This is a genomic window from Streptomyces sp. FIT100 (genome assembly GCF_024584805.1).
Classification (GTDB): domain Bacteria; phylum Actinomycetota; class Actinomycetes; order Streptomycetales; family Streptomycetaceae; genus Streptomyces.
On record NZ_CP075715.1, the window covers coordinates 6,639,395 to 6,651,417 of the forward strand.

Consider the following 12,023-nt stretch of genomic DNA (forward strand, 5'->3'; position numbering starts at 1 on the left):
CCTCGGACCTCGGGACCGTCCTCGGCGCCGCGCTATTTCTGCGGGTCCCGGAAGCGCCCGAAAGCCTTCGTGAGGGCACTGAGCGGAGAGCCGTCCGTCTTGACCGGCGCCTGTGCGGGCAGCCGGGGCACGCCGTCGCCACCGGTCGCCTCGGCCAGCGCGGCCAGCGCCGCCTCGGCCGCTTCCCGGTACAGGTCGCGGGAGTTCGTCATGGCATCGAGCGCCTCGGCGTACCTGGCGACCATGCCTCGGGCGTGGACCAGCTCCTCGTCCGCGGTCAGCAGGTGCCAGCCCCGCCGCAGCCGGGTCAGGGCCTGCTCGGCCTCGGCCGGCAGCGGCCGCGGCAGTGCGGCGAACTCCTTTATCCTGTCGAGCAGTTCGGTCGGTTCCGAGCCGTCGAGGAAGACATTGCGCACCGTGAAACGCTCCGCGTCGTACCCCGCGCCCTGCGGCGCCGTGGGCAGGACGACGGCGCCGCCGCGCGGCATCCGTACGTTCAGCTCACGCTTCATCGCGTAGTCGGCGATCTGCGCCTGCTCCGGTGTGCCCCGGTGCTCGACCACCCGGTGCCGCAGGCTCGGTGGCAGGAACGCCGAGACCGGCTGCTGCCCCATCACGTCCGGCGTCATCGCCTCGTGCACCACGACATGGATGAACCAGCTCTGCCGGGCGCAGTCCCGCAGCCGGTGGCGCAGCTCGTCGTCGTCCTTCGGCAGGTGGTTCGTCGTCCGCAGGCGCACGCCCGGCACCGTGTCCTGGTCCCAGGCGACCAGGTCGCTGTCGGGCCAGAACATGGTCGCGGGCGAGGGCCAGTGCGCGTCCCACGGCCGCTCCGCCTCGGCGGCGAGGACCCAGGCGATGCCCTCGCTCTCCTTGCGGCGTGCCTCGGGATCGTACGTGGTCAGCTGTGCGCGCACCGTGACGTCGTCGGCCACGCGCCAGCGGGCCTCGAAGAGGCGGCGGGCCGAGGGGCCGAGGTCCGCGGACTCGTCGCGCGGGTGCATGACGGTGGAGCGGGCCGCCTCGGCGGGGCCGAGGTCGAGGAAGCCGTCGAGCACCCCGGCCGCCTTGAGGGCGATCAGGTTGCGCCGGACGTCCTGCTCGGGCTCGGGCCCGAGGTGGCGCCCGCGCCCCAGCCACACGGTGTCGGGGACGGTGGTCGAGGAGCTGCTGTTTTTGGCCATGGAATCGTTCTGTGAGTGATCGGGGCCCGACCAGTATGGTCCGTGGACCTGACGAGGGGAGCGGTACCCCGTCCGGGGTGTCGCCACGCCCCAGGGGGACCTGCCGTGGCTGCACCTGGACCGCCCGGCGCACTCGGCGCGTGCGAAGGCCCGGCGGGAGCGACCCTTGACAGTGATCGGCCGCGGGTGCGATCAATGCGGGGATCTTTCGAGCCACGCGAGGACGCCCGTGATGCACAGCCGCCCCAAGACGCCTGCAGTCCCCGACGCCCGGAGCACCGGCGGTTGTTGTGCGGCGTCCCGGGGACAGACCGTGCCTGCGGGCGCGGTCGCCGAGGCCGTGGGCACCCCGGCACCGGTCCGGGAAACGGTGCCGGACCGGCACCGCGCGGCGGCCGAACTGCCCGGCGGCCGGTTCCTGATGGGCTCCGACGACAGTGAGGGATATCCGCAGGACGCCGAGGGGCCGGTACGGCCGGTGGATGTGGCGCCCTTCGCGGTCGGCCGGTACGCCGTGACCAACGCCTTGTTCGCCGAGTTCGTGGAGGCGACCGGTCACCGCAGTGACGCGGAGGAGTTCGGCTGGTCGTACGTCTTCGCCGGGTTCCTGCCCGGTGTGCTGCGCCGCGACTCGCCACGACCGGCGGGGACTCCCTGGTGGTGCGGCGTACGGGGCGCGGACTGGCGGCGGCCGGAAGGCCCCGGCTCCTCGGTCGAGGGCCGCTGGGACCACCCGGTGGTGCACGTCTCCTGGCGGGACGCCGCGGCCTACTGTGCGTGGGCCGGCGGCCGGCTGCCCACCGAGGCGGAGTGGGAGTACGCGGCGCGCGGCGGTCTCGAGCAGGCCCGCTACCCGTGGGGCGACGAGCTGACACCGGACGGCGAGCACCGCTGCAACATCTGGCAGGGCCGCTTCCCCACCCGCAACACCGCCGAGGACGGCCACAAGGGCACGGCTCCCGTGGACGCGTACCGCCCCAACGGCTTCGGTCTGTTCAACGCCGTCGGGAACGTGTGGGAGTGGTGCGCCGACGCCTGGACTGCGGACGCCCGGGAGCGGGTGATGCGCGGCGGCTCGTACCTGTGCCACGCCTCGTACTGCAACCGCTACCGGGTCGCCGCCCGCACCCGCAACTCTCCCGACAGCAGCGGCGGAAACGTCGGCTTCCGCATGGTGACCGGACGTCCCGCCCCCTAGTTCCCGATTCCGCTGCCCTGCTTTTCCCGCTCCAGTTCCCGAGTGCACCGAAAGGCCCCGCGTGAACGAGCGCCATCCCCGCCAGACCGTGATGCTGATGACCGACGCGACCCGCTGGGACATGCTCGGCTGCTATCGCGACACGGGCACAGCCACCCCGCATCTGGACTCCCTTGCCGCCACCGGCACCCGCTTCGAGCGTGCGTACACCACGCAGCCGGTCTGTGCCCCGGCCCGCTCCGCCCTGTTCACCGGCGTCTGGCCGCACACGAGCGGCACCTGGTCCAACAACCAGGCGCCGGGTCTCGACGTGCCCACGCTCGGGCAGCGGCTGCGTGACGCGGGCACCCCGGCGGCGTACATCGGCAAATGGCATCTGGACGGCACCGACTACTTCGGCAACGGCCGCTGCCCGGACGGCTGGGACGAGGCGTACTGGTACGACATGCGCCGCTACCTCGAAGAGCTCACCCCCGACGAGCGCGTGGCCTCCCGCGACCCGGCCACCACCGCCGACCCGGGCGTGGACAGCTCCTTCACCTACGCGCACCGCTGCACCGACCGCGCCCTCGCCTTCATCGCGGCTCACGCGGACGAGGACTTCCTCCTCGTCGTCTCGTACGACGAGCCGCACGACCCGGGCATCACCCCGCCCCCGTACGGCGAGAAGTACCGTGACTACGTCTTCCCGTACGACGACAACGTGCTCGACGACCTCGCGGACAAGCCCGCCCACCAGCGCACCTGGGCCGGTCCCCGGCTGACCGAGGACCGCGGCGACGGCTACCGCCGCAACGTCGACACCGGCAGCTTCTTCGCCGCCCAGGAGTACGTCGACAGCCAGATGGGCCGCATCCTCGCGGTGGTGGCGGAGCGCACCCCGCAGGCGATGGTGCTCTACACCTCCGACCACGGCGACATGCTCGGCTCGCACCGGCTCCATGCCAAAGGCCCGGCGATGTACGACGAGATCGCCCGCATCCCGCTCGTCGTCCGGCTCCCCGGCAGCACCGCTCCGGGCACGGTCAGCCCGCACCCCGTCTCGCACATCGACCTGGCGCCCACGGTCCTGGAACACCTGGGAGTGCCCGTACCCGACTTCCTGCCCGGCCGCAGTCTGGCGCCGGCCCTCGCCGACCCGGACCACCGCGTCAACGAGGCGGTCTTCGTGGAGTTCGGCCGCTACGAGGTCGATCACGACGGCTTCGGGGGCTTCCAGCCGATGCGCGGCATCCACGACGGCCGACACAAACTCGTCGTCAACCTCCTCTCCGACGACGAGCTCTACGACCTGGAGTCCGACCCCGGCGAGATGCGCAACCTGATCACCGACCCGGCACACACAAGGATCCGCGACGGCCTCCACGACCGCCTCCTGGCCTGGATGAACGACACCCGCGACCCGTTCCGCGGCAGCTACTGGGAACGCCGCCACTGGCGCACCGACGCCCGCGAGGCCACGTGGGCGTACGACGGCATGACCCGCCAGCGTCCCGACGACCCCGGCTACCAGCCGCGGATGCTCGACTACACGACGGGCCTGGAGATGACGGAGACGGTCCGCAGCAAATAGCGCCTGCTCACCGCAGACACAGAGGCCAGGTCGCGCAACAAGGGACCTTCGGGCCGAAGACGGGGACTTTTGCCGGGCGCGGCGGCCGCTCGGGCGCAGTGCCATGGAAAGGGGCGCATGTGCGGCCACCCGTCCGACGAACTGCCGAGGAACCGATGAGCGACAACTCCATGAATCCGCGGGGAAGCGCCACTTCCCCGAAGCCGACGCAGAGGGCGACCGCGAAGCAGAAGGCGGCCGCCCTTCGCGAGGCCGAGGCTGCTCGTGCCCGTCGGCGCCGGACGCTGCTCACGGTCGGCGCCATCGGCACCGCGCTGGCGGTCGGTGTCCTGGTGGGCACCCAGTTGACAGGGCGCACCGCCGACGCCGACGACTCCTCGGCCTCGGGTTCCGCGCGGCCGCTGGTCGTTCCCGCCAACACCTCCGGCGAGGACGGCGTCGTGGTTCCCTACGGCGACAAGGACGCCAAAGGCACCCTGACCGTCTACGCGGACATGCGATGCCCGTACTGCGCGGCCGTCGAGAAGCAACTCGGTCCCGCCGTCTCCGAACTGGTCGCGGACGGAACGATCAAGGTCGAGTACAGGATGGCCGCCTTCCTGGACGGCGCGCTCGGCGGCAAGGGGTCACACACCGCGTTGGCCGCTCTCGGGGCAGCGGCCAACGAGAGCCCGCGGAAGTTCTTCGAGTACCAGCACGTCCTGTACGCCAACCAGCCTTCCGAGGAGCAGGACTCCTTCGCCTCCACCGCCAAACTGGTCGACCTGGCCAAGAAGGTCCCGGGGCTGAACTCCGCGCAGTTCAACAAGGCGGTCAAGGAGAAGACCTATCTGCCCTGGGCGCAGAAGACCGCCGACAAGTTCCACGAGTACGGGATCAGCGGTACTCCGACCTTCATGGTCGACGGGAAGCGTGTGACCGTGCTGGACGACGAGGGGCGGCCGGTGAGCAAGCGGGCCTTCGTCGACGAGGTCAGGAAGACCGTCAAGGGGTAGCCGCGAGCGGGTCCCCGGCGGCCGGGCACGCCGATCGCCCGGCCGTCGGGGTCACGCACGGCAGGTGCACGGGCCCCGGACCCGGGGCCTCCGTACAGCGCGTACAGCGTTCGTACGGCGCAACGTACCGTGCTCGTACGGCCGTCAGACCGCGGTGAGACCCTCGGCCACGAAGATCGCCTTCGCCGCGGCGACCTCCGTGGCCGTCGGTACGGGCGTGTCGCGGAGGGGGACGTCCCTGCCGAGGGCCGCCCACTTCGCCTCGCCGAGCTTGTGGAAGGGGAGGACGTCGACACGGGAGACATTGCCGAGACCGGCGGCGAAGGAGGCGACCCCTTCGACGTTCGCGGGGTCGTCGGTGAGCCCCGGGACGAGCACGAAGCGGACATGGACCTCCGTGCCCAGTCCGGCGAGGCGCCGGGCGAAGTCCAGGGTCGGCGCGACGGGGCGCCCGGTCACCTTCAGGTAGGTGTCCGGGTCCCAGGACTTGATGTCGAGGAGGACGAGGTCGGTGTCGCGCAACAGCGCGTCGCTCGCCCGGGCACCGAGGAAGCCCGAGGTGTCCAGGGCGGTGTGCAGTCCGAGCTCGTGCTTCATCCGGTGCAGCAACTCGCCGGTGAACACGGGCTGGAGGAGCGGTTCGCCGCCGGAGACGGTGGCGCCGCCGCCGGCGGCCGCGATGAAGCGGGTGTACTTCCCCGCCTCCGCGATCACGTCGTCGGCCGAGGTGCGCACGCCGTCGCGGATCCGCCAGGTGTCGGGGTTGTGGCAGTACAGACAGCGCAGCGGGCAGCCGGAGAGGAAGGTGACGAACCGGGTCCCGGGACCGTCCACACCGGTGGAGAGGTCCCAGGAGTGCACGGATCCCTCGCTGGGCCGCCTCGTGGCCGCCGCGGCCGGGGTCTGCGCGGCCCCCGGAACGCACTCCCGGGGCCGCGCGGCCACGCCGTTCACAGCGAGCCGTGGAAGGTGCGGTTCACCACGTCGAGCTGCTGCTCCCGCGTGAGCCTGACGAAGTTGACCGCGTAGCCGCTGACGCGGATGGTCAGCTGCGGGTACTTCTCGGGGTGCTCCATCGCGTCCTCGAGCACGTCACGGTTGAGCACGTTGACGTTCATGTGGAAGCCGTCGCTTGCCGTGTACCCGTCGAGGACGCCCGCCAGGTTCGCGATCCGCTCCTCGTGGGTGCGGCCCAGGCCGTCGGGGGTGACCGTGCTGGTCAGGGAGACACCGTCCTCCGCGTTCCCGTACGGGATCTTGGCGACCGACAGCGCAGAGGCGACGTAACCGTGCTTGTCCCGGCCGTTCATCGGGTTGGCACCGGGCGAGAACGGGGCGCCGGCACGGCGGCCGTCCGGCGTGTTCCCGGTCTTCTTGCCGTACACCACGTTCGAGGTGATCGTCAGCACGGACTGGGTGTGCTCCGCGTCCCGATAGGTCGGGTGTGTGCGCAGCATCGCCATGAACTCCCGGACCAGCCGCACCGCGATCTCGTCGGCACGGTCGTCGTTGTTGCCGTAGGCGGGGTAGTCGCCCTCGACGGTGTAGTCGGTGGCGAGGCCGGTTGCGTCGCGGTGGACGGTGACCTTGGCGTGCTTGATCGCGGAGAGCGAGTCGGCGGCCACCGAAAGGCCGGCGATGCCGCAGGCCATGGTGCGGCGTACGTCGCGGTCGTGGAGCGCCATCTCGATGCGCTCGTAGGCGTACTTGTCGTGCATGTAGTGGATGACGTTCAGAGCGTGCACGTACACGCCCGCGAGCCACCGCATCTGTGCGTCGAGCTTCGCCAGCACCTCGTCGTAGTCGAGGACGTCGGAGGTGATGGCACCGGTGTCCGGGCCGACCTGGGCGCCTGACTTCTCGTCCCGGCCGCCGTTGATCGCGTACAGCAGGGCCTTGGCGAGGTTCACCCTGGCGCCGAAGAACTGCATCTGCTTGCCGACGGGCATCGCGGAGACGCAGCAGGCGATGGCGGTGTCGTCGCCGAACCGGGGGCGCATGAGCTCGTCCGACTCGTACTGCACCGAGGAGGTGTCGATGGACACCCTGGCGCAGAACTCCTTGAAGCCGCGCGGCAGCCGGGGCGACCAGAAGACCGTCATGTTCGGCTCGGGGGCCGGGCCGAGGTTGTAGAGGGTCTGGAGGTAGCGGAACGAGGTCCGGGTGACGAGCGGGCGCCCGTCCTCGCCCATTCCGCCGATCGACTCGGTGACCCAGGTCGGGTCACCGGAGAAGAGCTCGTCGTACTCGGGGGTGCGCAGGAAGCGGACGATGCGCAGCTTGATGATGAAGTCGTCGATCAGCTCCTGGGCCTGCTCCTCCGTGAGCCGGCCGGCCCGGATGTCGCGGTCCAGGTAGACGTCGAGGAAGGTGGAGGTGCGGCCCAGGGACATGGCGGCGCCGTTCTGCTCCTTCACCGCCGCCAGGTAGGCGAAGTACAGCCACTGGACGGCCTCGCGGCCGGTGGCGGCCGGGCCGGAGATGTCGTGGCCGTAGGAGGCGGCCATCGCCTTGAGCTCGCCCAGGGCCCGGATCTGCTCGGCGAGTTCCTCGCGCAGCCGGATCGTCTCCTCCGGTGAGCGGCCGCCCGCGGACAGGGAGTCGAGCTCCGTCTTCTCCTGCTTCTTGGCCTCGATGAGGCGGTCGACGCCGTAGAGCGCGACCCGGCGGTAGTCGCCGATGATGCGGCCGCGGCCGTAGGCGTCCGGAAGACCGGTGACGATGCCGGCCTTGCGGGCGGCGCGGATCTCGGGGGTGTAGGCGTCGAAGACACCGGCGTTGTGGGTCTTGCGGTAGTCGGTGAAGACCTTCTCCAGCTCCGGCGACACCGGGTAGCCGTAGGTTTCCAGGGAGGTGGCGACCATCCGCCATCCGCCGTAGGGCATGATCGCGCGCTTGAGGGGGGCGTCCGTCTGGAGGCCGACGATCAGCTCCCTGGCCCGGTCGATGTAGCCGGGCGCGTGCGCGGTGATGGTCGACGGGATGTCGTACGCGACGTCGTGGACGCCCTTGCGGATCTCCTCGGGGAACTTGTCGGTGATCGCCTTCCACACCGCTGTGGTGCGCTCGGTGGGGCCGCTGAGGAAGGACCCGTCGCCCTCGTACGGCGTGTAGTTCCACTGGATGAAGTCGCGGACGTCGACGGTGTCGCGCCACAGGCCGCCCTGGAAGCCTGCCCAGGCTTCGCGTTCCGTGGTTGCCATCGGCGGGGTGGAAGTCATGGCTTTGCTGCCTTCCGGGTTGCGTGCGGTGGAGCGGCCCTGGCCGGGCCTGTGGCTCATGGGGGCGGGGCGGGGGCGGGCGCGGCGGTGGCACGGCCGCCGGCGGTCAGCTCGGGGCTTCCGCGCCCTTGCGGGCGTAGTACCACCAGGTGATCGCGATGCACGTCGCGTAGAAGCCCACGAAGCCCCACATCGCGCTGGTGACGGCGAAGTTGGCGAACAGCGCGGGGATGAAGAAGAAGCCGTACGCGGCGATCGCGGCGGTGAAGCCGGTGACGGCACCGGACTCCATCTCGGTCTGCTTCAGGGCCCTGGCGTACTCGGGCGTGTCCTCTGCCAGGCCCTTCAGGTGCCGACTGCGGAAGATCACCGGGATCTGCCGGAACGTCGAGCCGTTGCCGATGCCGGAGGAGACGAAGGCCGCGAGGAAGCAGAGGAAGAAGCCCGTGAAGTTCCCGCCGTTCCCACCGGTCGGCAGGAAGAAGATCACGCCGGTGATCGAGGCCGCCATGCCGGCGAACGACAGGAGGGTGACCCGGGCGCCGCCCAGCTTGTCGGCGATCCAGCCGCCGGCCCAGCGGGCGAGTGCGCCGAGGGCGGGGCCCATCCAGGCGTAGGTGGCGACCGAGTAGTCCGGGAAGGTGGTCTTGATCAGCATCGGCAGGGCCGCGGCGAAACCGATGAAGGAGCCGAAGGTGCCGATGTACAGCCAGGTCATCAGCCAGGTGTGCTTGCGGCGGAAGATGATCCGCTGCTGCCGGAAGGAGGTGGCGGCCGTCTTCAGGTTGTTCTGGCCGAACCAGGCGAGCGCGGCGAGCAGGACCAGGACGGGTATCCACAGGAACGCGGCGTTCTGGAGGTAGACCTCGCCGCCCGTCTTGGCGTTGTGCTGGCCGGCGCCGATGGCGATCACCGAGCTGGTGATGACGATCGGCGTGAGCAGCTGGACGACGGAGACGCCCAGGTTGCCCAGGCCGCCGTTGATGCCGGTGGCGTTGCCCTTCTCGCGCTTGGGGAAGAAGAAGCCGATGTTGGCCAGCGCGGAGGAGAAGTTGGCGCCACCGACGCCGCACAGGGCCGCGATCACGGCCATGGTGGTGAACGACGTCGAGGTGTCCTGGATGGCCAGGCCCAGCCAGACGAGGGGGACGACCAGGACGAGCGTGGACAGCGCGGTGAAGGTTCGCTGACCGAACTTGGGTCCCAGGAAGGTGTAGAAGATGCGGGACGTGCCGCCGGTGAGGCCGGGGATGGCCGTCAGCCAGAACAGCTGCGAGGTGCTGTAGCCGAATCCGACGTCCGTGAGATTGGTGGCGGTGACGCTCCACACCTGCCACACCACGAAGGCGACGAGCAGGGCGGGAACGGCGATCCAGAGGTTGCGCCGGGCGACGCGCTTGCCGATGGAGCTCCAGAAAAGGTCGTTCTCGGGCTCCCAGTCGGTGATGTCGCGGCCGGGTCGGTACTGCGCCGGGTCGAAAGACCGCCGGGTCGCGGCGGCCATTTCCTGAACGGCTGACATGGCTGTCCTGGTGGGTGAGTAGGAAAGTCCTTGCTCTTCCAGGTTTCTCCCGGGGGCAGCGGGAGGTGAGAGGCCATGGTCAGCAGTGCGAGGCGACCTAGGTCCCGTCGCCCGGCGGACTTCCGGTACCGGTGCATGGGTCCACCTGGTCCCTGCCGGAGATCTCGGGGGAGCGCCGACGGCGGGTGCCCCGAGGCCCGGGCCCGCGCCTCGCCCCCTGGCCCGGGCCCGCGCCTCGCCCCCTGGCCCGGGCCCGCGCGTCGCCCTCTGGTGCGGGCGTGCGCGTCGCCCTCTGGTGCGGGCGCGCGGCAGGCGGATCCCGGGCCTGCCGGGCGCCCGCACCCTCTGGGGACGCCTGTGGCCGCAGGCGTCCTCTCGGTCAGAGGTTGAACGTGGCCACCACGGCCAGGTGGTCCGAGGGCCAGTTGCTGCCTCCGCCCCAGGTGCGCGCCCTCGTCGCGTCGAGGGAGCCGCCGCGGTAGAGGATGAGGTCGATCCGGTCCTGCGGCTCGGGGCGGCCCGCGTTCCACTTCACCACCGGGGACCAGGTGTTGCCGGGCGTCAGGAGCTCGCTGGGATTGACCTCGCGGTACGCGTCCCAGTACCCGGCGTCCGCGAATACCTTGGTGGCCGGCCACTGCACCACCGAGTTGCAGTGCGTCGCCTGGGTGCTCGCCGTCCAGTCCAGGTGCGAGGGGGTGTTGAAGTCACCGGCGATGATGGCCGGGCTGGAACCGGCCCAGCTGAGGATCTCCTGGGCCTGCTTCTTGCGGTTGGCCTCGTCGGCGTAGATCGTCGCGTAGCTGTCGTTGTCGAAGCAGGCGTTGTACGGGCCGTACTTCGTGTAGTCGAGATGCGCCGAGTAGATCCACACGCCCTTGATCTTGACCGCGACCGTGCCGTTGCCGCTGGAGGTCCAGTCCTGCCCTTCGAAGGGCAGACGGCTGATGATGTCGACGTGGGTCCCGGTGTTGGTGGCGTACCAGCCGAGCTTGTCGGCGATCTGCTTGGTGGAGTTGCCCGAGTACTCCTGGAGCGAGACGACGTCCGCCCCGGCCTTGGTGATCTCGCCGGCGATCTTGCTGACGCCGTCGGTGACCTGGGTGCCACCGTGCCAGGTGTTGAAGCTCATCACGGTGAGGGTGTCCGCGGCGGACGCGGCGGGCGCGGGTCCGGCGACAGTGAGGGTGAGCGCGGCGGCGAGGCCCAGTCCGGCCGCCCGGCGACGGAATTTCATGTTCATGCCATGGTGGTATCAAGCGGTGGTATGCCACAGGCGGAGCCGCGGTGAACGGCTGGGGTGAACACGTTCATCACCTGCGCACGACTCCATCCGATGCCGCATGCGGACCGCCCGGTCCCGGCTGCGCGCGCCGTGGGGGTGGCGTGTGTTTCAGGTAGTGGGATGTCCGGGATCGGACTTGCCTCAGAGGTGTAGACCAATGCTAGCTTGATGCCGCACCGCGCTCGGACCGTCACATTCCGTGAGGTGAGTCTTTGTGTCCCCGTCGCGCCGTCAGCGTGATGCCGTTCCGGCCTATCTGCGCATCGCCGCACATCTCGAGGGTGAGATCGCAGCGGGCTGCATGCCCGTACACGCCAAGCTGCCTCCCGAGCGGGTGCTCACCGCTCGGTTCGGCGTCAACAGGTACACCGTCAGGGCGGCTCTGCAGCACCTGCGGGAGAGGGGGCTCGTGGTCACGGACCGCCGGGGCACCTTCGTGGCCGGGACCGCCGCAGCGCCCCGCTCCGGCTCCGCCACGTTCCGCACCGCCCGTGCGGAAGGCGCGGATGTGGAACAGGCCGTGCCGATCTTCCCCGTCGATGTCGTCGGCTGTCTGATTTCGGGGCAGCTGTTCAGCGCATCGGTCTCCGCGGCCATGGCCGAGCTGCTCGGCATCCCGCCCACCCGGCAGGCGCTGGTGCACCACCAGCGCGCGGTCACCGTCGCGGGCGAGCCGATGCACGAGGCCGTGACCCGCTTCACACCCGTCGCGACGGTGGAGGTCCCCGAACTCTCCCGATACCTGCCCCGCCTGCCGGTGACCGACCCCGACCTGCGGCTTCTCCACCAATGGGTCGTCCGGGCCGGATTCCGTCCCACGGTCAGGGAGACGATCACGCTCACCCGCCACGCCGCGCAGCACGGTCCCGGGGCCGCCCCCGAACTGGCCGTGCGCCGGCACCTGTGCGACCAGCAGGGGCGCCTGCTCGCCGTGACCGACCTGACGTTCCACCGCGCATGGCAGCAGATCACCCTCGACTACACCGACCCTGCCGCGAGCACCCACTGCGTACAGGCAGGTCCGGCACGCTGACCGGGTGCCAGG

At 70.5% G+C, this 12,023-nt stretch carries 9 protein-coding genes; 4 read left to right on the forward strand and 5 right to left on the reverse strand.

Annotated elements, in window-relative coordinates; translation table 11 throughout:
- Positions 1-32 precede the first annotated feature (32 nt).
- On the reverse strand, positions 33-1,184 hold the full coding sequence (locus KK483_RS29735; protein WP_262008300.1) for a hypothetical protein: 1,152 nt from the start codon (positions 1,182-1,184) through the stop codon (positions 33-35).
- 232 nt (positions 1,185-1,416) lie between these two features.
- On the opposite strand from KK483_RS29735, the gene KK483_RS29740 reads away from it, so the two are divergent.
- The 3 genes from KK483_RS29740 (at position 1,417) to KK483_RS29750 (ending at position 4,950) form a co-directional block, all read left to right on the forward strand.
- A complete protein-coding gene (locus KK483_RS29740; protein WP_399015318.1) occupies positions 1,417-2,382 on the forward strand; it encodes a formylglycine-generating enzyme family protein in 966 nt (321 codons plus the stop codon).
- Positions 2,383-2,479: 97 nt separating this feature from the next.
- On the forward strand, positions 2,480-3,955 hold the full coding sequence (locus KK483_RS29745; protein WP_262008301.1) for a sulfatase-like hydrolase/transferase: 1,476 nt from the start codon (positions 2,480-2,482) through the stop codon (positions 3,953-3,955).
- A 155-nt stretch (positions 3,956-4,110) separates the two neighbouring features.
- A complete protein-coding gene (locus KK483_RS29750; RefSeq protein WP_262008302.1) occupies positions 4,111-4,950 on the forward strand; it encodes a DsbA family protein in 840 nt (279 codons plus the stop codon).
- Positions 4,951-5,094: 144 nt separating this feature from the next.
- Here KK483_RS29750 and pflA read toward each other — a convergent pair whose 3' ends face one another.
- The 4 genes from pflA to KK483_RS29770 all read right to left on the reverse strand — a co-directional run bounded on the left by pflA (position 5,095) and on the right by KK483_RS29770 (position 10,936).
- A complete protein-coding gene (gene pflA / locus KK483_RS29755) occupies positions 5,095-5,811 on the reverse strand; it encodes a pyruvate formate-lyase-activating protein (RefSeq protein ID WP_262008303.1) in 717 nt (238 codons plus the stop codon).
- An 89-nt stretch (positions 5,812-5,900) separates the two neighbouring features.
- A complete protein-coding gene (gene pflB, locus KK483_RS29760; RefSeq protein WP_399015322.1) occupies positions 5,901-8,171 on the reverse strand; it encodes a formate C-acetyltransferase in 2,271 nt (756 codons plus the stop codon).
- A 106-nt stretch (positions 8,172-8,277) separates the two neighbouring features.
- Complete coding sequence (locus KK483_RS29765; RefSeq protein ID WP_262008305.1) at positions 8,278-9,693, reverse strand: NarK family nitrate/nitrite MFS transporter; 1,416 nt, start codon at positions 9,691-9,693, stop codon at positions 8,278-8,280.
- A 379-nt stretch (positions 9,694-10,072) separates the two neighbouring features.
- Entirely contained in the window at positions 10,073-10,936 is an 864-nt protein-coding gene (locus tag KK483_RS29770) for an endonuclease/exonuclease/phosphatase family protein (RefSeq protein ID WP_262008306.1), read from the reverse strand.
- 256 nt (positions 10,937-11,192) lie between these two features.
- On the opposite strand from KK483_RS29770, the gene KK483_RS29775 reads away from it, so the two are divergent.
- Entirely contained in the window at positions 11,193-12,011 is an 819-nt protein-coding gene (locus KK483_RS29775) for a GntR family transcriptional regulator (RefSeq protein ID WP_262008307.1), read from the forward strand.
- The last annotated feature ends 12 nt before the right edge of the window (positions 12,012-12,023 follow it).

Excerpts from the sequence above, each read along its gene's own strand:
- KK483_RS29735 (WP_262008300.1), bottom strand. The coding sequence starts at position 1,184 with ATGGCCAAAAACAGCAGCTCCTCGACCACCGTCCCCGACACCGTGTGG.
- KK483_RS29740 (WP_399015318.1), top strand. The coding sequence starts at position 1,417 with ATGCACAGCCGCCCCAAGACGCCTGCAGTCCCCGACGCCCGGAGCACC.
- KK483_RS29745 (WP_262008301.1), top strand. The coding sequence starts at position 2,480 with ATGACCGACGCGACCCGCTGGGACATGCTCGGCTGCTATCGCGACACG.
- KK483_RS29750 (WP_262008302.1), top strand. The coding sequence starts at position 4,111 with ATGAGCGACAACTCCATGAATCCGCGGGGAAGCGCCACTTCCCCGAAG.
- pflB (WP_399015322.1), bottom strand. The coding sequence starts at position 8,171 with ATGACTTCCACCCCGCCGATGGCAACCACGGAACGCGAAGCCTGGGCA.
- KK483_RS29765 (WP_262008305.1), bottom strand. The coding sequence starts at position 9,693 with ATGTCAGCCGTTCAGGAAATGGCCGCCGCGACCCGGCGGTCTTTCGAC.
- KK483_RS29770 (WP_262008306.1), bottom strand. The coding sequence starts at position 10,936 with ATGAACATGAAATTCCGTCGCCGGGCGGCCGGACTGGGCCTCGCCGCC.